The 21779-nt window shown below is 44.3% G+C and carries 23 protein-coding genes; 21 read left to right on the top strand and 2 right to left on the bottom strand.

Features of this window, described 5'->3' with window-relative positions; genetic code table 11:
- Positions 1-165: 165 nt before the first annotated feature.
- The 4 genes from dtd to Hs20B_RS04345 all read left to right on the top strand — a co-directional run bounded on the left by dtd (position 166) and on the right by Hs20B_RS04345 (position 4512).
- Positions 166-612 carry a D-aminoacyl-tRNA deacylase gene (dtd, locus tag Hs20B_RS04360; protein WP_172355999.1) on the top strand — a complete coding sequence of 149 codons (447 nt, stop codon included), beginning with the start codon at positions 166-168 and terminating at the stop codon, positions 610-612.
- Between the two features lie 133 nt (positions 613-745).
- Positions 746-1930 carry an ABC transporter substrate-binding protein gene (locus Hs20B_RS04355; RefSeq protein ID WP_172355997.1) on the top strand — a complete coding sequence of 395 codons (1185 nt, stop codon included), beginning with the start codon at positions 746-748 and terminating at the stop codon, positions 1928-1930.
- Positions 1931-2035: 105 nt separating this feature from the next.
- On the top strand, positions 2036-3208 hold the full coding sequence (locus tag Hs20B_RS04350; protein ID WP_172355995.1) for an ABC transporter substrate-binding protein: 1173 nt from the start codon (positions 2036-2038) through the stop codon (positions 3206-3208).
- A 119-nt stretch (positions 3209-3327) separates the two neighbouring features.
- Positions 3328-4512: an ABC transporter substrate-binding protein gene (locus tag Hs20B_RS04345; protein ID WP_172355993.1), complete on the top strand. Its 1185-nt coding sequence runs from the start codon at positions 3328-3330 to the stop codon at positions 4510-4512.
- Between the two features lie 115 nt (positions 4513-4627).
- Here the strand turns inward: Hs20B_RS04345 and Hs20B_RS04340 are convergent, their stop codons facing one another.
- Positions 4628-6343: a phage tail tip lysozyme gene (locus Hs20B_RS04340; protein ID WP_172355991.1), complete on the bottom strand. Its 1716-nt coding sequence runs from the start codon at positions 6341-6343 to the stop codon at positions 4628-4630.
- Between the two features lie 177 nt (positions 6344-6520).
- Positions 6521-7630 (bottom strand): LysM peptidoglycan-binding domain-containing protein, encoded by a 1110-nt coding sequence (locus Hs20B_RS04335; protein WP_172355989.1) that lies wholly within the window; start codon positions 7628-7630, stop codon positions 6521-6523.
- Positions 7631-7869: 239 nt separating this feature from the next.
- Between Hs20B_RS04335 and Hs20B_RS04330 the strand changes: the two genes are divergently transcribed.
- The 17 genes from Hs20B_RS04330 to Hs20B_RS04250 all read left to right on the top strand — a co-directional run bounded on the left by Hs20B_RS04330 (position 7870) and on the right by Hs20B_RS04250 (position 21779).
- Complete coding sequence (locus Hs20B_RS04330; protein WP_172355987.1) at positions 7870-8751, top strand: branched-chain amino acid ABC transporter permease; 882 nt, start codon at positions 7870-7872, stop codon at positions 8749-8751.
- 4 nt (positions 8752-8755) lie between these two features.
- Positions 8756-9715 (top strand): branched-chain amino acid ABC transporter permease, encoded by a 960-nt coding sequence (locus Hs20B_RS04325; RefSeq protein ID WP_172355985.1) that lies wholly within the window; start codon positions 8756-8758, stop codon positions 9713-9715.
- Entirely contained in the window at positions 9715-10479 is a 765-nt protein-coding gene (locus Hs20B_RS04320; RefSeq protein ID WP_172355982.1) for an ABC transporter ATP-binding protein, read from the top strand. The genes Hs20B_RS04325 and Hs20B_RS04320 overlap by 1 nt, the downstream gene beginning before the upstream one ends.
- A complete protein-coding gene (locus Hs20B_RS04315; RefSeq protein ID WP_172355980.1) occupies positions 10479-11189 on the top strand; it encodes an ABC transporter ATP-binding protein in 711 nt (236 codons plus the stop codon). Before Hs20B_RS04320 ends, Hs20B_RS04315 begins: the two co-directional genes overlap by 1 nt.
- A 91-nt stretch (positions 11190-11280) precedes the next feature.
- Entirely contained in the window at positions 11281-11940 is a 660-nt protein-coding gene (locus Hs20B_RS04310; protein WP_172355978.1) for a CBS and ACT domain-containing protein, read from the top strand.
- Between the two features lie 60 nt (positions 11941-12000).
- Complete coding sequence (locus Hs20B_RS04305; RefSeq protein WP_172355976.1) at positions 12001-12747, top strand: lysophospholipid acyltransferase family protein; 747 nt, start codon at positions 12001-12003, stop codon at positions 12745-12747.
- A gap of 107 nt (positions 12748-12854) precedes the next feature.
- On the top strand, positions 12855-13163 hold the full coding sequence (locus Hs20B_RS04300) for a hypothetical protein (RefSeq protein WP_172355974.1): 309 nt from the start codon (positions 12855-12857) through the stop codon (positions 13161-13163).
- On the top strand, positions 13084-13854 hold the full coding sequence (locus Hs20B_RS09800) for a sodium:calcium antiporter (protein WP_172355972.1): 771 nt from the start codon (positions 13084-13086) through the stop codon (positions 13852-13854). The genes Hs20B_RS04300 and Hs20B_RS09800 overlap by 80 nt, the downstream gene beginning before the upstream one ends.
- A gap of 102 nt (positions 13855-13956) precedes the next feature.
- Positions 13957-15102 carry a molecular chaperone DnaJ gene (gene dnaJ, locus Hs20B_RS04290; protein ID WP_172355970.1) on the top strand — a complete coding sequence of 382 codons (1146 nt, stop codon included), beginning with the start codon at positions 13957-13959 and terminating at the stop codon, positions 15100-15102.
- 149 nt (positions 15103-15251) lie between these two features.
- Positions 15252-15707, top strand: a complete 456-nt coding sequence (locus Hs20B_RS04285) for a MarR family transcriptional regulator (protein ID WP_172355968.1) — start codon at positions 15252-15254, stop codon at positions 15705-15707.
- Positions 15708-15827: 120 nt separating this feature from the next.
- Positions 15828-17201, top strand: coding sequence for an MDR family MFS transporter (locus tag Hs20B_RS04280; protein WP_172355966.1), 1374 nt, complete (start codon positions 15828-15830; stop codon positions 17199-17201).
- A 117-nt stretch (positions 17202-17318) separates the two neighbouring features.
- Positions 17319-17849 (top strand): YqeG family HAD IIIA-type phosphatase, encoded by a 531-nt coding sequence (locus Hs20B_RS04275; RefSeq protein WP_172355964.1) that lies wholly within the window; start codon positions 17319-17321, stop codon positions 17847-17849.
- Positions 17850-17854: 5 nt separating this feature from the next.
- Positions 17855-18961, top strand: a complete 1107-nt coding sequence (yqeH, locus tag Hs20B_RS04270) for a ribosome biogenesis GTPase YqeH (protein WP_172356111.1) — start codon at positions 17855-17857, stop codon at positions 18959-18961.
- A gap of 42 nt (positions 18962-19003) precedes the next feature.
- A complete protein-coding gene (yhbY, locus tag Hs20B_RS04265; protein WP_172355962.1) occupies positions 19004-19312 on the top strand; it encodes a ribosome assembly RNA-binding protein YhbY in 309 nt (102 codons plus the stop codon).
- Positions 19313-19617: 305 nt separating this feature from the next.
- A complete protein-coding gene (locus Hs20B_RS04260; RefSeq protein ID WP_172355960.1) occupies positions 19618-20217 on the top strand; it encodes a nicotinate-nucleotide adenylyltransferase in 600 nt (199 codons plus the stop codon).
- Positions 20207-20812, top strand: coding sequence for a bis(5'-nucleosyl)-tetraphosphatase (symmetrical) YqeK (gene yqeK / locus Hs20B_RS04255; protein ID WP_172355959.1), 606 nt, complete (start codon positions 20207-20209; stop codon positions 20810-20812). Before Hs20B_RS04260 ends, yqeK begins: the two co-directional genes overlap by 11 nt.
- Positions 20793-21779, top strand: a complete 987-nt coding sequence (locus Hs20B_RS04250; RefSeq protein WP_172355957.1) for a Tle-like phospholipase domain-containing protein — start codon at positions 20793-20795, stop codon at positions 21777-21779. Before yqeK ends, Hs20B_RS04250 begins: the two co-directional genes overlap by 20 nt.

Here is a 21779-nt window from a genome sequence, read left to right as displayed (position 1 = left end):
ACAAAGTAAGATATAATTAAAAATGTAGTAACGAGCTCGTTACGAACGGTGAGAATTCTTTACCCCTTTTGATGACTCACCGAATTTACCCTTTTTCCCATAAAACGCTCTGATGGACGCATCAGGGTGTTTTGATTTGCCAGAAAAAATGGTAAAATAAGAGCTATGAAACTTGTTATTCAGCGCGTCAAACGCGCTTCTTGTGTTGTTGAGGGTCAGATGATTGCACAGATCAAGCAAGGCCTTTTGGTATTTGTCGGTGTTGTCGATGAGGATGGGGACGACGATATCGCATACGCCGTCAGAAAACTTGCAAACATGCGTCTGTTTTCTGACGAAAACGATAAGATGAATCTATCAGTCAAAGCTATTTCTGACGGACAGATCTTGTCGATCTCTCAGTTTACGCTATTTGCGGCAACGAAAAAAGGCAATCGGCCTAGCTTTGATGCGGCTGGTCATCCTGATTTTGCACACCGCATCTATGATCAGTTCAATCAAGCACTTGCTCAAGAAATCCCGACTCAAACAGGTCAGTTTGCTGCTGACATGCAAATAGAGGCTGTCAATGATGGTCCTGTCACCATTATCCTAGATACGAAAAATAGATGAGCCGTGGGTTTGAGACCGTGTGCTTATTTTTTTGCTGTTTTTTAAACAAAATTATTGACAATTTTCAGATAATTTTGTATACTGTTTAAGAACTGAATTTTCAGAAAATTGGAACATAAGGAGAAGGATCAATATGAAATTTAAATCTTTAGGAATTATCGCAGCAGCAGGTCTTGCAGCGTTCTCACTCGCAGCATGTAGCTCAGCACCTGGAGGCAGCTCATCTGCCTCAAAAGGTAACACAATCGGTAAAGAGTTCAAACTGGGCTATGACTTGGAATTGTCAGGAGCTGTTGCGGCGTACGGTACAGCCGGCGAAAAAGGTGCTAACCTTGCCGTTGAAGAAATCAACAAAGCAGGCGGTATCGAAGGCAAACAAATCAAAGTCATCTCAAAAGATAACAAATCTGATAATGCCGAAGCAAGCACTGTTGCATCAAACTTGGTCAACAACGACAAAGTTGACGCCATCATTGGCTCAATGACGTCAGGTGCCGTGAAATCAATGACACCAAATGTTACCAAAGCTGCTGTGCCACTCGTGTCACCTTCAGGAACTGATGATACATTGACTGTCAGCAATGGCAAGGTCAACCAATATATCTTCCGCTCAACTTTCCAAGATAGCTACCAAGGTAAAGTTTTGTCAGACTATGCGACAAATAACCTGAAAGCTAAAAAAGTCGTTGTCTACTTTGATAACTCATCAGACTACGCCAAAGGGATCGCAAAAGCATTTGAAAAGAACTTCAAAGGCAAGATTGTTGACAAAGTGTCATTCCAATCAGGCGATAAAGACTTCCAAGCAACCTTGGCAAAACTTCAAAAAGAAGACTTTGACGCTATCATAATGCCAGGTTACTACAACGAAACAGGTTTGATTACAAAACAAGCGCGTGAACTTGGCTTGAATCAACCAATCCTTGGTGGTGACGGATTTGCCGATCCAACCTTCATCCAACTCGCAGGTAACGCAGGTGCTACAAACGTTTACTACGTTTCAGGGTATTCATCAAAAGCACCCGCAACAAAAACAACGACGAAATTCATCGCAGCCTACAAAGCAAAATATAAAGCTGAACCGTCAATGTTTGATGCTCTTTCTTATGATGCTGTATACATGGTCAAAACCGCAGCAACAGATGAGAAAGCTAAAACGTCAGCAGATGTTGCCAAAGGTCTTGCAAAAATCAAGGACCTCGAAGGTGCAACTGGTGAGATCACTGTCGATAAAAATCACAACCCAATCAAAGATGCAGTTGTTGTCAAATTGACTGACGGTAAAGAAGCATCAGCAACAATCGTTAAACCAAACTAAGCTAAATCAGCATAAAATAACAAAGAGAAGTCATAAAGTCGCGCTGACTTTGTGACTTTTATGCTAAAATAGAGTAAGTAGACAAAACAAAGGATATTTAGACGAATGAAAAAATTAGCAATTTTAGGCATTGCAGCTGCATCGTTATTGACGCTTGCAGCTTGTAGCAGTGCACCAGGAACTAGCAAAAGCAGTGCGTCAAAAGGAAATGCCATCGGAAAGACTTTTAAAATAGGTCTAGACATGGAACTGTCAGGGGCCTATGCGGCGCCAGGCAACGCTGAAAAAGACGCCATCAAACTTGCGGCTGACGAGATTAATGCAGCTGGCGGTATCAATGGTAAAAAAATTCAGTTGATTGTCAAAGACAACAAAACTGATAACAGCGAAGTCGCAACGGTCGCTTCAAACTTGACTAATAATGATAAGGTTGCAGCAATCATTGGGCCAATGTCATCTGGTGGGACGCTTGCAGCCACACCAAACGTGACAAAAGCAGAAGTGCCATTGATCACACCGACTGGGACAAATGACAGTCTGACGGTTAAAAATGGTAAGGTTCAAAAGTATATCTTCAGAACCATTTTCCCAGATTCATTCCAAGGGAAGATCATCGCAAACTATACGTCTGACACGCTGAAAGCTAAAAAAGTCTTGGTCTATTATGATAATTCGTCAGATTATGCGCGTGGTATTTTGAAGACGTTTAAGAAAAACTACGATGGTAAGATCGTGGATACACTGTCGTTCCAAGGTGGTGACAAGGACTTCCAAGCGGCTCTGACCAAGGTCAAAAATAAAGACTTTGATGCGATTGCACTCATCGGCTACTATGCTGAAGGAGGGCTCATCACCAAACAAGCACGCGAGATGGGCATTACACAGCCGATTGTAGGAGGTGATGGTATCTCGGATCCGACTTATACAGAGCTTGCAGGTGCGTCTGCGACCAATGTCTACTATGTTGCTGGATTTTCAACCAAAGCACCATTTAACAAAAATACAACGACATTTATCAATGCCTATAAAAAGGCGTATAACCAAGAGCCATCAGCCTTCTCAGCCTGCGCCTATGACGCTGTTTACATGATCAAGCAAGCAGCAGAAGACGGAAAGGCTAAGAACTCGGTAGAACTCGCCGAAGCGCTTGCCAAGGTCAAAGGCCTTGTCGGTGCAACAGGCACGATCAGTATCGACAAGGATCACAACCCTGTCAAGTCAGCGGTCATGGTCAAACTGACAGACGGTAAAGAAGCTTCAGCCGAAATCGTCAAATAATCTGCTAAATCCGAACATTCTGATAAAAATCAGGATGTTTTTTGATTATTTTTTGAAAAGCGCTTGACAATTTTCTGAAAATTGATACAATAATAAAAAACATAATTTAGGAGTCTTTTATGAAAAAAATGTCTAAAGTTTTTCTTGGTCTGACGGCGGCAGCAGCTGCCTTGACGCTTGCAGCGTGTAGCTCAGCGCCGGGTGCAACCACTGCTTCTAAAGGAAATGAAATCGGGAAAACCTTCAAAATCGGCTATGACTTAGAAATGACGGGTGCAGTTGCAGCTTACGGTAAGTCAAGCGAACGCGGTGCAGATATGGCTGTTGCTGAGCTCAATAAAGCAGGCGGCATTGACGGGAAAAAAGTTCAAGTCATCAAAAAGGACAACAAGTCCGATAACGCAGAGTCAGCAACGGTAGCAGCCAACCTCATGTCAAACGACAAGGTCGACGCTGTTATTGGAACCAATGCCTCGTCTCAAACAAAGGCTATGATTCCAAATGCCAATAAATTTGCCGTGCCAATCGTTGCACCAACGTCAACAAACGATGAGTTGACTCACAAAGGCAGCAAGGTTGAAAAGTACGTCTTTCGTGCAATCTTCCCAGACTCATTCCAAGGGAAAGTCATCTCTGACTTTGTGACAGGCACATTGAAATCTGACACAGTTGCTGTTTACTACGACAACTCATCAGACTATTCAAAAGGGCTTTTCCAAAACTTCAAAGACAACTACAAAGGCAAGATTGTTGACGTCGCGACTTATCAAGCAGGCGACAAGGACTTCCAAGCCCAACTCTCAAAACTGTCTAAAGAAAAATTTGGTGCCATGCTCGTCCTCGGTTACTACCAAGAAGCAGGTATCCTTGTCAAACAAGCACGTGAGATCGGTATCGACGTGCCAGTCATTGGCGGTGACGTCCTTGCTGACCCGACATTTGCCAAACTAGCAGGTCCTGAAGCTGCTAGTAATATCTACTTCGTCTCAGGATTTTCAAGCCTAAAACCAGCCAACAGTAACACAGAAACTTTCATCAAAAACTACAAAGCCAAATACGGCGAAGAACCTTCAGCTTACGCTGCCTGCGCCTATGACGCAGTGATGATGGTTAATAAGGCAGCAACATCAGAAAAAGCGAAAACGTCAGTAGACGTTGCAGATGGCCTTGCAAAAATCAAGAACTTCCAAGGTGTGACAGGCACGATCAATATCAATAAATACCACGATCCAGTCAAGTCAGCCTACCTTGTTAAACTCGAAAAAGGAAAAGAAGTCTCAGCAGAGATTGTCAATCCATCATAAAATGGTATCAAAGCATTCTGACCACAGATTGAAGTCGTCAGAATGCTTTTTTTGATTCAAAAAAACACTCGTCAGATCTGACAAGTGTTTTGAATGACAACAAGAATCATCAGGATTAATAATCCATGTGGATATAGGTTGCAGCACTTTTCGGTATTTCACGTGTGCTGATTTTACCTAAGCCTACAGCGTTCATCTCAGAGATAGTTACTGTGTCACCAGAGACGCCAATAACTACAGCGACGTGACCGTATGTGGCATCTGCGCCTGCACTTCCTGGTGCAAAGACAGCAATTGTCTTGTTGGCAACAGGATTGCCGTCAACTAGCAATCCTTCACGGCTGGCACTAGCAGCCCAGTCCTTTGCGTTGCCCCAGTAATCGCCCATACGTGTCTTGAAGACGTCTTTGACGTACCAAGTACAGTTGCCGGCAGCGTAGGTGTTGTTGCTGGTGTAAGGACCGTTATTAACATCTAGTGGCACATTGGCACTGCTAGCGTCAGAAACTGTATTTTCAAGGCTTGTAACGGCTGCCTTGATAGTCAGTTTTTGACCAACAGCGATGGCATTAGCGTTGCTGATACCAGAGTTTGTAACGATATCAGAGATGCTGACATTGTATTTTTGAGCGATTGCACCAAGTGTATCGCCAGATTGAACGACGTAGTAGACAGCTGGCGTTGTTGTTGTAACGGCGCCGTCAGATAGTATTTCGAACCATTTTTGTGCATTCGCTTGCAAATCGTTAGATTGGGTTTGGGAATCAGTGAGAGCAACGCCTTCGTAGTACTGTGACCAGTCCAAGCTTGCTTGCTTGGCGTCAGTGGCACTTGACATCAGTGTTTTGACGTTTTTGAAGTTGCTGTTTAGCTCAGTTGACACAAGTTTGAGCTGAACGTCTAAAGTCAATTTTTTCGCTTCAGCGCGTGCCCAGCGATTACCGTTGATCGTATTTGACCAGCCCGACCATTGGAAGATACCTGCTACACCGCCAGACGTGTTGACAGCTTCAGGATTGAAACCAGACTCGCGCTCAGCAACTGCAAGTGCACCAGCAGCACCTTGCAATGTGAAGCCTTCTTGACTTGTCAGATATTTGGCAATATCAAGGGCATTTTGGGCATTTTGCTCTGAGATATTTGCCTTTGTAGCAATGGTTTTAGCCGTAGCAGAGATAGCCCCTGTACTTGCTGTATCGCCATAGCTAACGCTTTCTTGTTTGATGATTAAAAATTGTCCGACATAAATCGTGTTAGGATCTGTGATGCCAGAATTTTTTAGGATCGTATCTACCGAAACCTGCTGACTTGCAGCGATACTTTCAAGTGTATCACCTGATTGTACTGTATAAAGCACGGCAGGTGTGACAGTTGGCTGAATATAGTCAACTTTTTCGCTCGCAGGCGTGATGGTGATTTCTTGACCAATCACAAGGTTTTGAGGATCAGTAATTTTGCTGTTATTGGCAAGTGCGTCAACAGTTGTATTATGTGCCTGTGCAATGTCCCAAAGTGTGTCGCCTGCTTTGACAGTATAAGTGACTGGAGGAACAGAGGTTGTCACACGTTTTGGAGCAGGAGCTGATGTTTCAAGCGTTTGACCAACTGCCAAATCTGAGGATTGACTATTGTTGATTTTCAGCAGCTCATCTGCCGTTGTTTTGTAAGTTTGCGCAATCGTTGAGAGCGTATCACCTGCTTTGACAGTATAAGTTTCAGCAGATGCCTGATGAGTCAGTGTCAAGACACCACCGACTGTTCCAACACCAATTGCGACTTTCGTGATATTTTTTGAGGTATTAATTAAATTTGGTTGTTCATGTTTACCCATTGAGTTTATGTTCCTTTAAATTTGAATATAATTCTACTTATACTCAATATTATCATATTTTTGACAAATAAGCAAAATATTTCCAGTGCTAATAATGTGAGAATGTTAATTAATATAAGAATGATATAAAAAACACCAGGTTTAACCTGGTGTTTAGCCATTATCTGAGATAAACAATCAATAATTCATATGTATATAAGAAGCGGCGCTTTTTGCAACAACACGTGTGCTGACCTTGTTATAGCCGACTGCGTTCATTTCTTTGATTGTAACATAGTCACCATTGACTGCGATGACTACAGCAACGTGCCCATAGGTTTTATCAGCCCCAGCGCTACCTGGTGGGAAGACTGCAATAGTCAGGTTTGCGACAGGATTGCCATCAACTGGCACGCCTTCACGCTTAGCACTTGCTGCCCAGTCTTTTGCATTGCCCCAGTAGTCGCCCATGCGAGTCTTGAAGACGTCTTTGACATACCAAGTACAGTTGCCAGCAGCATAGGTGTTTCTAGTGGTGTAAGGGCCCGAGTAGACATCGAGAGGCACACCGACACTACTATTATCAGAGGCAGTTGAGCCACCACCTGTATTTTCAACATTAGCAGCAGCCTTTATCGTCAGTTTTTGCCCGACGAAGATCAGGTTAGGGTTGCTAAGACCGGTGTTTTTGACAATGACAGCAACGCTGACGCCGTATTTTTGTGCAATGGCACCGAGCGTCTCACCAGACTTGACCGTGTGATAGACAGCAGCAGTCTGACTTGGCGCTACTGGAGCGGGTGCAGCAGGACTTGGACTAGGTGTTGTGGGAGTCGCGGAGCCAGCCTTGATGATCAGTTTTTGCCCGACGAAAATCAGGTTAGGATTGCTAAGACCAGAGTTCTGGACAATTGACGCAACTGAAACGCCGTGACGCTGCGCAATAGCTCCAAGTGTATCGCCTGATTTAACGATATAAGTTGTTGCTGTCGCAGCGGGCGCTGATGGTGCTGCCGGGGTAGGGGTAACTGGTGTCGAGGGAGTTGTTGTCACGTTTGATGTTTCAATTTTTTGCCCTACAAAAATCATGGAGGCATTTGACAATTTATTAATAGTCGCCAGATTGGCGACAGTTGTGTGATATTTTTGCGCAATAGCCCATAAACTATCGCCAGATTTGACCGTGTAGGTGTCAGCGTCAGCTGTGTTTGCGAGTGCGAGAGCTCCAGCAAATGTCCCTGCACCGAGTGCGAGTTTAAGAGCTGTTTGATTTGATTTTCGTGTGATGATTGGATCGTGCTTACCCATAGTTCATTTCTCCTTTTTTGTGTAATAATGAGTTCTCATTTAATTTTAACATTGTATTATTCTGACTAAAAATGATATAGGAGATTTGACTTATTTACGGTAAAAAGTAATGATTGACGTGCCTTCGAATTGGAAAATAAAATGAGTCAGGACGCTTGAATTTTCTGAAAATTATGGTAAAATAATACAATAAAATGTCTACTTAGACAAAAAATATTATTGAAAAATGGAGAAAAGCAATGCAAATTATTGTAAATGGCTTGATTCTCGGGAGTGTCTATGCGCTGATTGCGCTTGGTTACACCATGGTTTACGGGATTATCAAGCTCATCAACTTTGCGCACGGTGACGTGTATATGATGGGGGCTTTCATGGGCTACTACCTGATTAACGGCCTGCACATGAACTTTTTCTTAGCGCTTATCTTATCCATGATTGGGTGTGCGATTTTAGGCGTGGTTATCGAGTTTCTGGCCTACCGTCCTTTACGTAAGTCGACAAAAGTTGCGGCCTTGATCACAGCTATCGGCGTGTCATTTTTACTTGAAAATGTCATGATTTACTTTGTTGGTTCAGCTTCACGTCAATTTCCAAATGCCATCGCAGTTGAAAAATACACGCTGGGCAGCATTACGATTACAAATGTTCAGCTGATGATTTTGGTGACAGCTGTCATTCTTATGATTTTGCTCCAACTTGTTGTTAAAAAGACAAAAATGGGTAAAGCCATGCGTGCCGTTTCTGTTGAAGCTGATGCTGCGCGTCTGATGGGCATCAATGTGGACAGAACGATCAGTTTCACTTTTGCCATTGGTTCTGCCTTAGCTGGCGCGGCCGGTGTTCTGATTGGTCTCTACTACGGATCTATCGATCCTCTGATGGGAATGGCGCCTGGTCTTAAGGCCTTTGTTGCAGCTGTTCTGGGCGGTATTGGGATTATTCCTGGTGCGGCCCTGGGCGGTATCGTTATCGGCCTTTTGGAAACACTTGCTCAGTCACTCCCTGGAAAACTTTCATGGGTGGCAGGCTACAAGGATGCGGTTGTCTATGCGGTTCTGATCATCATCTTGTTGATTCGTCCTGCTGGTATCCTTGGCAAAAACGTGAAAGAGAAGGTGTAAGTAGATGAAAAAAAATCTTAAAACAAACATCATCTGGCTCGCCATCATTGTCGTGATTTATGCAATCCTGACAGCTCTGATTAACGCGGGTGTCATCAATGCTTTCGTCGCACAAATCATCACGCAGATTGGCATCAACCTGATTATTGCAGTTGGTCTGAACTTGGTCATTGGTTTTACAGGTCAGTTCTCGTTTGGCTCGGCTGGTTTCATGGCAATTGGTGCCTATACTTCAGCCATCGTGACAGCACACATGGCAGCAACATGGGGAACCATTTTCTTGTCAATGGCGATTGGCGCCATTATTGCTGGGATTGTGGCGGTTATTGTAGGCTATCCAACTTTGCGCCTAAAAGGGGACTATCTTGCGATTGCAACGCTTGGTGTTTCTGAAATCATCCGTATCCTCATCATGAATGGTGGTGATTTGACAAATGGTGCGGCTGGTCTGTCTGGCATCTTACTTTATACAAGCTGGGGCATGGTATTTATTTTTGCCATCGTCGTTATCGTTCTTATCTTGAACTTTATCAACTCGCCTTCTGGTCGCGCGACATTGTCAGTGCGTGAAGATGAGATTGCAGCCGAGTCTATGGGTGTTAATGTCACACGTGTCAAGGTTATCGCTTTTACAATCGGTGCCATGGTGACTGCGGTTGCAGGGAGTCTGTATGCTGGATTTATCGGGACGGTTACACCAAAAGACTTCACATGGATGAAGTCAGTCGACGCTTTGATCATCGTTGTGTTAGGTGGTCTTGGTTCAGTGACTGGGACAATCATTGCAGCTGTTATCTTAGGACTTTTGAACATGGTCTTGCAAGATTTCGGTGCTATTCGCATGATTATCTACTCACTCGTCTTGATTTTAGTTATGATTTTCCGTCCAGGTGGTCTTTTGGGCACATGGGAATTCAAACTTTCTCGCTTTTTCAATAAAAAAGAAAATAAGGAGGCTAAATAATGGCACTTCTTGAAGTTAAAAATCTCACAAAAAATTTCGGCGGGCTGACGGCCGTTGGCGATGTTAATATCGAACTGGGTGAGTCAGAGCTTGTCGGTCTGATCGGGCCAAATGGTGCTGGTAAAACGACATTGTTCAACTTGTTGACGGGTGTTTATGAGCCGACTGAAGGCACTGTAACGCTTGATGGCAAGATCCTAAACGGCATGCCGACTTACAAAATTGCAGCAGCAGGTTTATCACGTACATTCCAAAATATCCGTCTGTTTAAGGATTTAACAGTTTTGGACAATGTCCTCATTGCCATGGGAACACGCAAGAAATCAAAACTTTTTGAGTCACTTTTCCGTCTGCCTGGCTACTACAAGCAAGAAGAAACGATGAAAAAAGAAGCGATGGAATTGCTTGCTATTTTTGATCTGGATGTCAAGTCTGACAATCTTGCTAAAAACTTGCCTTATGGTGAGCAACGTCGTCTGGAAATCGTGCGCGCTCTTGCCACAAATCCGAAAATTCTCTTTCTAGATGAACCGGCAGCAGGGATGAATCCGCAAGAAACAGCCGAATTAACAACCTTGATCAAACAAATTCAGCAACAGTTTAACATTACCATTCTCTTGATTGAACATGATATGAGTTTGGTAATGAACGTGACTGAGCGCATCTACGTGCTCGAATACGGGCGCTTGATTGCGCAAGGTACGCCTGATGAGATTAAGACAAATAAACGTGTAATCGAATCTTACCTAGGAGGTGAAGCGTAATGGCTATGTTAGAAGTGAAAAATCTTGACGTCCATTATGGCGTCATCCAAGGTGTTCGTGATGTCTCTTTTGAGGTCAATGAAGGTGAAGTTGTGTCATTGATTGGTGCCAATGGTGCTGGGAAAACGTCGATTTTGCGGACGATTTCAGGTCTCGTGCGGCCATCAAACGGGACGATTACATTTGAAGGGCATGAAATCCAAAAGGTTCCTGCTCAAAAAATTGTGGCGAGTGGTTTGTCACAAGTTCCAGAAGGACGTCACGTCTTTCCAGGTTTGACGGTAATGGAAAATCTTGAGATGGGGGCATTCCTCCGCAAAAATCGAGAAGAAAATGCACAAAATCTCAAGCAAATCTTTGCACGTTTTCCACGTTTGGAAGAACGTAAATCGCAAGACGCCGCAACACTTTCCGGTGGTGAGCAGCAAATGCTTGCCATGGGTCGCGCGTTGATGAGCCAGCCAAAACTTTTGCTTTTGGATGAGCCGTCAATGGGGCTTGCGCCGATTTTTATTCAAGAAATTTTTGAGATTATCAAAGACATTCAAAAGCAAGGCACAACCGTGCTTTTGATTGAGCAAAATGCCAATATGGCGCTTTCTATCGCAGATCGTGGCTACGTTTTGGAAACAGGGAAAGTTGTTCTGTCGGGTACAGGTAAAGAGTTGCTAGCTTCTGATGAAGTGCGCAAGGCTTATCTCGGCGGATAAACGTGTTTAAAGTACGCATTTTTGCGTGCTTTTTTTGTTAATATCAGGTAAAATAAAGTTAGAAGATGATTAGATAAGGGAGACGGACGCTATGGCAGTAAAAGATTTTATGACAAAAAAGGTGATCTACGTGTCACCTGCAACAAAGATTGCAAAAGCTGCAGACATCATGAAAGAACAGGGCATTCACAGACTACCCGTCATTGAAAATGATCAGCTAGTGGGACTTGTAACGGCGGGGACAATCGAGAAAGCAAGTCCGTCAGTTGCGACGAGCCTATCGGTTTATGAGATGAACTATTTGCTCAATAAAACGACGGTTGGGGAGGTCATGCTCAAAGACGTACTTACGATTTCAAAATATGCGTCGCTTGAGGATGCAGTTTACAAGATGCGTCAGAACAATGTCGGCGTTTTGCCAGTCGTTGACAATGATCGTGTGAGCGGCGTCATCACTGACAAAGATGTTTTTGGTGCCTTCTTGAAAATTGCGGGCTATGGTGAAGCTGGCGTGCGCGTTCGCGTGCTAGTTCCAGATGCCGTAGGCTCTTTGGAAAAGCTGTCAGACGTGCTTGCGGCGAACGATCTTGACGTCAGAAGTATCGTGCAGATCAATGGCGACAATCGCAAAACGACGATTGAAGTTCAGTTGACAGGAAAACTTGGTGTCAAAGAGATTGAAACGGCCTTTACAGCTGCAGGTTTTGAAGTGGATGAGATTCACGAAACTGAAAGTAAATTGGTCAGATAAGCCAAAATATGTTAAAATAGTCGAAAGGCTATTTTTATTTGACATTAAAAAGGAAAAATCATGTTTTATACTTATCTTAGAAATTTCGTTGCGATTTTGCTTTGGATGCTAAATGGCAATGTGCACTATCACAACAAGGACAAGATCCCTGCGCTTGATGAGAATTATATCCTAGTTGCGCCGCATAGAACTTGGTGGGATCCGGTTTATCTGGCTTTTGCGACAGCACCCAAGCAGTTCATTTTTATGGCTAAAAAAGAGTTATTCAAAAATGTCTTCTTTGGTTGGTGGATTGAAATGTGTGGCGCTTTTCCGATTGATCGCGACCATCCTGGTCCTAGCACGATCAAACATCCGGTCAAGGTGCTCAAAAATTCTAACAAGTCGTTGATTATGTTTCCAAGTGGCTCCAGACATTCGAGCGATGTCAAAGGTGGTGTTGCGGTCATTGCGAAAATGGCGAAAGTCCGCATCATGCCGGCAGTTTATGAAGGACCACGTGGCTTTTCGGGGCTAGCACGTCGTGAGCAGATTGATATGAACTTTGGCAATCCTATCGACATATCAGACATTAAAAAAATGGATGATGCTGGGATTGCTGAGGTGGCGCGTCGGATTGAGCAGGAGTTCGATCGCTTGGACGCCGAGTCTGAAAAAATTCGTGGTGTCAAAAAAGCGAGTCCGCTAGGTTATATTCCGCGGATCATCCTGTTGATTCCAGTGCTTTTGCTGACACTTTTCACGGTATTGTTTACCTTGATTGCGGCACCGCTTGCACGTCTTTTCAAAAAAACTAAAACTAAATAACAAACGGTTGGGCTTAGGCTTCAAGGCAGATTCTTCTTAGGGCAGGAAGGATAGTGACTTGGCGTCTAGGCTCTTTTATTTTACGAAAAAAGAAAACGGAGCATTTTATGACAACATTATTTGATTCATTGCATTTGGGGATTATCGCGGTTATCTTTCTTGCTGCCTTGTTTATCTTGTCAAAATCCGCGGATTATCTGACGGATACGGCGATTGGCGTATCGCAGATTTTGCGCATTCCTGAGATGGTTGTCGGTGCGACGATTGTCTCGATTGGCACGACATTGCCTGAGCTTGCAACGAGCATCAGCGCGGTTCTGACGGGATCAAACGCCCTTGAATGCACTAGGCTCCGTCATCACGAATACCACGCTGATTTTGGGCGTCGGTGCGCTTTACGGCACGATTGCGGTTAAGAAAAAGTCCGCGTTAAATGTCTGGCTGATTTTAGGCAGTCTGACCGCCCTTTTTACGACCGTTTTGGTAAAGCGGACCATTTCTGGAAAGGCTGACATTCCACGGTTTCTAGGCATCATTTTCTTGATTGCGGTGCCGATTTATCTTTATAGCTATCTCAAGCGCTCTGACGAGCCCACAAACCTTGTCGCTAAAGATGGTGATGATGGTGTCAGAACGCCGAAAAAGGTTGTGATGGTGATGATTGCAGGACTTCTTGGATCGGCACTACTTGTTGCAGTAAGTTCTGCGGTCTTGGTTGCCACGGTTCAGGTGGCAGCAAAACGCCTGGGTATGTCAGAAGCTGTGATTTCTGCGACTATTGTAGCTCTTGGCACCAGTTTACCTGAACTTTCAACGGTCATTGTATCTGTCAAAAAAGGTTACGGCGGCCTTGCCTTTGGCAATCTTTTGGGTGCCAGTCTGATGAATATTTTTCTTGTCCTAGGCACGACCATTACATTTTCAAAAACCGCTATACAGGTTCCAATGTCGTTTTTACAAGTGATTTTGCCCCTTGCAATCGGCATAGTTACCTATATGATAGTTGCCATATATAATACAAAAAAACGAGAACTGACAAGGCTAGAAGGAAGTTTGTTTATCGTGATTTATCTGATCTATCTATTATTTAATCTAGTTTCTGCTTGAGAAAATTAGCACTCTAAAAAAAGAGTGCTAATTTTTTTGTCAAAAGCTGCATAAAATGGTAAAATAGAATTACTATAAAAATGTTAAAGAGGTTTTAGATACATGAATAACACAGAATTTTACGAACGGTTGGGCGTCAGTCAGTCTGCTAGCCAAGATGAGATCAAAAAAGCTTACCGGAAAATGTCTAAGCAATACCACCCAGACATCAATAAAGACGCGGGTGCAGAGGATAAATATAAGGAAATCCAAGAAGCCTATGAAACGCTAGGTGACGAGCAAAAACGTGCTGCATATGATCAGTACGGTGCTGCAGGAGCCAATGGCGGTTTCGGCGGTGGCGGCGGATTTGGTGGATTTGACGGCGGAGGCTTCTCAGGAGGCTTCGGCGGATTTGATGACATCTTTTCATCGTTTTTCGGTGGCGGTGGTGGCGGTGCGCGTAGCAATCCAACTGCCCCTAGGCAAGGGGATGACTTAGAATACCGCATCAATCTCAAGTTTGAAGAGGCGATTTTCGGTGTCGAAAAAGAAGTCAGCTACAATCGTGAGACTGAATGCCATACCTGTCATGGCAATGGTGCAAAACCTGGCACGCAGCCGATTACTTGTAGCAAGTGTGGTGGCCGTGGCCAAGTTCAAGTGGCGCGCGATACACCGCTTGGCCGCGTGATGACGACGGCGACCTGTGATGTTTGTCACGGCACAGGTAAGGAGATCAAAGAAAAATGTCCAACTTGTCACGGTTCAGGACATGAAAAAGAATTGCACAAAGTCAAAGTCACAGTGCCAGCTGGTGTTGAAACAGGTCAACAAATGCGCATGACTGGTGGCGGTGATGCGGGGGTCAACAACGGCCCCTATGGTGATCTTTATGTGACGTTCAACGTTGCGCCGTCTGATAAGTTTGAGCGTGATGGTGCTGAGATTTTCTACGAAATGCCGCTAGAATTTGTGCAGGCAGCGCTTGGCGATGAGATTGAAATTCCAACAGTTCATGGTGCGGTTAAGCTTAAAATCCCAGCTGGCACACAAACAGGTCAAACCTTCCGTTTGCGCGGTAAAGGGGCACCAAAACTTCGGGGAACGGGAAATGGCGATCAGCACGTGATTGTCAACCTTGTGACGCCTAAAAAACTCAATGACGCCCAAAAAGAAGCGCTCGCAGCCTTTGCAAAAGCAAGTGGTCAGAGTGTCTCAGCTCAAAAATCCGAAGGCTTTTTCGACAAGTTGAAAGATAAATTTTGAGTTTAAGGTTTGTTTAGGGAAAATTGGGTATACTTTAGTTATTCCTAAAATATTTTTCATAAATAACTCCCTTTTTCGAAAGAGCTTGTCAGTAAATGGCGAGCTTTTTTGATTTTGTTTAGTTGGAAACAGTGTGCTATAATATAACTATGGAAAAGTCACAAGCAATCATGTCAGGCATCACAGATCTCAATAACAAGCTACTACTAATCAGAAAGCCAATCATGGAGCGCGCGATGGCGGGTTTTAGTTTATCTGAGATTTCTTATATCGAGTATATTGCGACGCATCAGGATGCCAATGTGACAAGGCTTGCAAATGCGCTCTATATGACGCGCGGTGCCATTAGTAAGATCACTAAAAAGTTACAGCAAAAAGGCATTGTCGCAAGTTATCAAAAACCAGACAATAAAAAAGAGATTTATTTCACGCTGACGGATGAAGGACGCCGAATAGACGCTATTCATAATGATTTGCATGACAAATTTATCACATCAGATAAGGCTGTTTTTGAGCAGTTTTCGTCAGAAGCGCTGGACACTGTCATCGCCTTTGTAACAGCTTATAATCAGCATTTAGACCAAGAAATGTTGCCAAAAAAATGAATAAAGCGAGTTGCTTTATTTTTTTCTTTTTTATGTTGACAAAGAAACAAAAATAAGTTAAACTAATTATGTTGACAAGGAAACAATAAAGGAGTCAACATAAGAAAGGTAACTTATTTTATGACAACAACTCAAAAAATTCCACATAAAACAATGCTTGCAGCGTGGACAATCATGCTTGCTGCAATCGCCCCCATGCTTGACTCAACCATGGTCAATATCGCAGTCAAAGAGCTGACGCATGATTTTGCAACGACGCTAGGCGTTATCCAGTGGGGGATTACGGGATACGTCCTTGCACTTGCAGTCGCGGTGCCTGTTTCAGGCTGGCTGATGAACCGATTTGACGGCAAGAAGGTGCTCATGGCAGCCACTTTGGCTTTCGGCCTGACTTCCGTTTTAGCGGGATTTAGCTGGACGATTGAGACATTTATCGCTTTTCGACTCCTGCAAGGTTTCAGCGCAGGCATTATTACACCGCTAATGTCAACGCTCCTTGTCAAAACGGCTGGTCCTGAAAATATCGGAAAAATCATCTCGATTGTGACGACGCCCATGATTTTTGGTCCGATCTTTGGTCCTGTACTTGGCGGATTCATCGTCGAGTTTGCCTCATGGCGCTGGATTTTCTACATCAATGTTGCTGTGGTTGTGATCTCACTTGTGATGATGCGTAAAAATTTGCCAGATTTTCCTGCATTTGATAAGACGTCTAGGCTTGATATTCCTGGTATCTCGCTTTTGTCACTCATGAGTGTCGCGCTGATATTTGGCGTTTCAAAGGCTGCTGACCAGGCAAGTTTTGCAAATGCTAACACGCTCATCTGGCTTCTATTAGGACTCATATTTGCAGGTGCTTACGTAATCTACGACAAGAAAAATCACGGTCGCAGTATCCTGCCGCTGGCACTATTTCGTCACAGAACTTTCAAAGCAACAAGTATCGGTCTATTTCTAGCGAATATTGCCATCATGGGTCCTATGCTCATCTTGCCACTATTTTTCCAAAATGTGTTACATCTGACGACAATCGGTGCGGCACTTGCCTTGATTCCACAAGGTCTTGGCATGCTTGTCACGCGGCCTTATATCGGCAAGATGATTGACCGAATCGGTGCAAAACAAGTCGTGTTAGTTAGTCTGGTTGTCTGTTTGATTGGTTCTGTGCCGTTGATTTTCATCACGGCTCATACCAGCCTCATCTGGCTGTCAATCGTGCTTTTCATTCGTGGTGCGAGTTTTGGTGGTGTCAACATTCCCTTATCGAGCGATGCCTATACAGGTCTTGATGACAAGGAGCTGCCGCAAGCTGGCGTTGGAGTTAATATCATTGAAAATCTAGGTGCGAGTTTTGGAACGGCGTTACTTGCAACAATTGTTGCTGCAACAACGATTGGAAAAGGTATGATAGCTGGTTTTCACGCGGGTTTTCTAGCCTCAGCTATCGTCCTAGCCCTGATTTTTCTGCCAGCTGTATTTCTGACGAAAAAGTAAGGTTGGCTTAAGCTTCTGACAGTATAATAAAGTCATTCCTAAAATATTTTTTCATAAAACTCCCTTTTCGTAATGGCTCGTCAGATTCTGACGGGCTTTTATGTTATAATATAAAATATGAGCATTGAAAATTATAAGCCAGATTTTTTGCTTGAGGCTGCTTATCAGCTGACGGCGGAGAGCTTGAGACGACATGAGATTTCTGCGGTTTTTGTGGATTTAGATAACACCTTAACTGCCTGGAATAATCCTGATGGCACGCCTGAAATGCGTGCCTGGTTAGAAGAGATGAAAGCAACACATATCAAAGTTATCGTTGTCTCAAATAATAATCACGACCGTGTCAAACGAGCTGTAGAACGCTTTGATATTGACTTTGTCAGCCGTGCTATGAAGCCTTTTGACATTGGCATCAAAAAAGCTTTGGCGCAGCTTGACGGCGTCTCGCCGGAGCATGTAATCATGGTGGGGGACCAGCTGATGACGGATATTCGGGCGGCAAAGCGTGCGGGTGTGCGTAGCGTGCTTGTGAAGCCGTTAGTTGAGTCGGACGCTTGGAACACGAAGATCAATCGCGCGCGGGAACGCCGTGTGTGGCGCAAGTTGATAGAAAAATATGGAGAACCCAAGTGGCAGAACACGATTTAGAAACGTTGACGGATTTGCGGTGTATCGGCTGTGGCGCTGAGATTCAGACGCTAGATAAAACGGTGCTTGGCTATACGCCAAAATCTGCACTCGAAAAAGGGCTTGAAACAGGGGAACTGTACTGCCAGCGCTGTTTTCGTTTGCGCCATTATAATGAAATCGCAGACGTCAATATCAGCGATGATGCCTTTTTGAAACTGCTCACGGAAGTCGGAAATACCAACTCGCTTGTTGTCAATGTCATCGATATATTTGATTTCAACGGGTCTGTTATCCCAGGCCTGCACAGGTTTGTTGCTGATAACGATGTGCTTTTAGTAGGCAATAAGCGCGATATTTTGCCAAAGTCTGTCAAGGAAAGTAAGGTCAGAAATTGGCTACGCGAGCGGGCACATGAAGAAGGTCTACGGCCAGTAGACGTCGTGCTTGCAAGCGCTTATAACAAAGACGATATTGCTGATCTGATGGATGAGATAGAGCACTATCGCGCGGGACGCGACGTTTATGTGGTTGGCGTGACAAATGTCGGCAAATCAACGCTGATTAATGCCATTATCAAAAATGCCACTGGCGATTCGGATGTCATCACGACGAGCCGTTTTCCTGGGACGACGCTTGACAAGATTGAGATTCCACTTGATGATGGTAGTTTTATCATTGACACACCGGGTATTATTCATAGGCATCAGATGGCGCATTTTGTTGGGAAAAATGACCTCAAACTCGTCAGTCCGAAAAAAGAAATCAAGCCCAAAACGTATCAGCTTAATAGCGGTCAGACTTTATTTATGGGTGGTTTAGCACGATTTGATTATATCAAGGGCGACAAACAAGGATTTACAGGATTTTTTGATAATAACTTGAACATTCACCGCACGAAACTGGCAGGCGCCGATGAATTTTACGCGAAACATGCGGGTGGACTGCTAGTGCCCCCTTACGAGGACGAACTGGAAAGCTTTCCAAAACTCGTCAGAAAAGAGTTTTCACTCAAGGAAAAAACCGATGTTGTCTTCTCAGGCCTTGGCTGGATTCGCGTCGTAGAAGACGCCGTTATCGCCGCATGGGTGCCTGAGGGTGTTGACGTTTTGATTCGGAAAGCGTTGATTTGACGCAATAAATAATGGTGCAAGACGCCAAAAAGAAAGATTAACATGGACTTAACAGGAAAACAAAAACGCTATCTACGCGCTGAAGCGCACCATCTGACACCAATCGTGCAGATTGGGAAAAGTGGCTTGACAAATGAAATCAAAACAAGCATCCGAAACGCACTTGACGCGCGGGAACTCATCAAAGTTGCCATTTTGCAAAATTCTGACGCAGATATAAACGACGTCGCAGAAGAAATCGAAGAAATGTCTTTTGATGTGGTGCAAAAAATCGGTCGCATTTTAGTCGTTTTCAAAGTGGCAGAAAAACGGGATAATCGGAAGATTTCGTTGAAAGTTAAGGAGCTGTGAGCTTGTGATTGTGTGAGTTTGCTAAGTTTGCGATTGTTTTGAGTGCTAGGGAAGTGAATCAAGCTGTGACATAGCTATTTCTATGAGTTCGTCTCTTCGTTCCTAGTCCAGTGACTAGTATTTCTTATCAGAAATACAGTCTACTGTACATAGCGTGGCACGTAATGTGCTAAAGCGCAAAGTGCCAATGCTAACTAAAGGAGTAGCCAACCCAACGGCTAAGCGATAAATCGCAAAGCCACGTTGTGCATAGCTACTTCCCTAAGTTCATCACGACTTCGTCGTTCTTCACTAAAGGAGTAGCCATGGGAATTGAACTTCTCACACCATATACTAAAGTTGAACTTGAGATTCAAAAAACGCGTAATCGTAGGCAGATTGGGCTTTTTTCTGGTCGGTTTGCACCGATTCACATGGCGCATTTGGCGATTGCCGATCAGGTTGCTAAGGAATTAAATCTTGAGCGGGTTTTGTTTATGCCTGAGTTTGATGATGAGGAGGGGACGATTGTTGAGATGTTAGCGCGTGCGCTTCATGGTCAAACAGGTTTTGGCATTGAAACTGCACGACTCAACTCGCCTGAGACGCTTTTTGAAACGCTGCAAACATTGGTGAAAAGTAATCCCGAGACGGATTTTTACTTTATCGCAGGGAGTGATGTGATTGGCGGACTTTCGGCGCTTGAAAATGCAGCAGAACTTGTAAAATTAGTCCAGCTCGTTGGGGTGCAACGTCCGAGATTTAGGACGGGGACCTCATTGCCGATTCTCTGGATTGACGTGCCACAGATGGATTTGTCCTCAAAAGCTCTCAGGGATATGATGCGACGGGGCAATGAACCCAAGTTCTTAGTGCCAGATGCAGTGCTTGACTTTATAAAAGAAAGGGGACTTTATGGCCTTTGACTACTATCCTGAGGTTTTGATGACGCGTGATGCCTTACTCGAAAAGCTAGCTAATAACATGTCTGAAAAGCGCTTTCGCCATGTGCAAAATGTCGGTAAAGCTGCGGCTGAACTCGCTGAACGCTGGGGCTATGAAAACGTCCAAAAAGCAGAACTGGCGGGACTTTTACACGATTATGCCAAGGAAGAAAGCGAAGCGACGTTCAAGTCACTGATTGCAAAATATCAACTCGAGCCGGAGTTACTTAACTGGGGGAATAACGTCTGGCACGGTATGGTCGGCATTTACAAGATTCAGGAAGATTTAGGCCTGACAGACCCTGAGATTTTGCGGGCAATCGAGATTCATACAGTAGGCGATGCGAAGATGACTTTGCTGGATAAGATTGTTTATGTGGCAGACTATGTCGAAAGTGGTCGTAGTTTTGAGGGGGTTGAGCTTGCACGCGAGCTTGCCTATAAAAAAAGCCTTGATGCCGCTGTTGCCTATGAAACTGCACAGACTGTCAACTTCCTATCTGCTAAACGTGAGCGGATTTATCCGCAGACCTTAGCGACTTATAATGCCTTTATCCATGCCATCAAAGCAAACTAAAAAGCGACTTATAACAGGATTTGCCGCAGGAATCGCCCTGATCCATGTCGTAGAAAAAGGCTATCATGAAGTGCTTGCGCGTCGCTGCAAACGCATGTTCCAAAACTTACTCGCAGACGGCAAGACACGGACTTTCGGGCAGTTTCATCGTGCGTCAGTTTACGGTTACAAACACGTGAGGAGTTCTGACGACCATTACTTTGCGGTACAAAAGCTTTCTGACGCATCAAGAATCATCCATCGCAAGCAGCTCGATCACATGACGCTGACCTCAGACAAGGTCGCTCTGACGGACTTTGACAACAACTTTTTGAGCGATTTCGCCTATTACGTTGATAAAAAGATGGCGCTTCATGACAAGTTTGCGCCGATTAGTGCGGGTGACAGCTTTTCCGTGTTCATCAATGGCAACAGGCTTGATAAATGTTTTCAAGTCATCAAAACGATAGATGATACAGCCACAGGTCTGCAAGCCATGGCTGTCAAAGCAAGTAGCAGTCAGATTGTCATTGCGTATGCAGGAACAAATCCACTTGATAAACGTGACGTTCTGACGGATGTGACAACGATCGTCGTAAAGAAAAATTTACCCCGTCGTGACAATCCGCAGCAACATCTCAAGGCACTCGCATTTTTCAAAGTTATCAAGGCTGAAAATCCGACCTGCAACATTACACTGACAGGGCATTCTCTGGGTGGCTTTCTAGCTTTATACGTAGCGTGTTTGACCGCACGAACTGCCACGGTTTTTAACGCCCCTGATCCCGCTCAATTACTGAGTGATATCCCTCAAACACGAGACATTAGAAATTTTCGCCATCGCAAAGATAGCATGGGTAATTTTGCTGGAAATGGCACAGGCGCTGAGATTTTGAGTGACCCTTGGCTATTTTCAGCACGCACCCCCTTTGTCTACCACGGCGTTGCCATGTGGAAATTTGATAAAAACGGTAACATAGAAAGATAA

It is taken from the genome of Pseudolactococcus insecticola, assembly GCF_011170065.1.
Taxonomy (GTDB): domain Bacteria; phylum Bacillota; class Bacilli; order Lactobacillales; family Streptococcaceae; genus Pseudolactococcus; species Pseudolactococcus insecticola.
The sequence above is the reverse complement of the archived record's forward strand: the minus strand, read 5'-3'. Positions and strand labels throughout refer to the sequence as shown.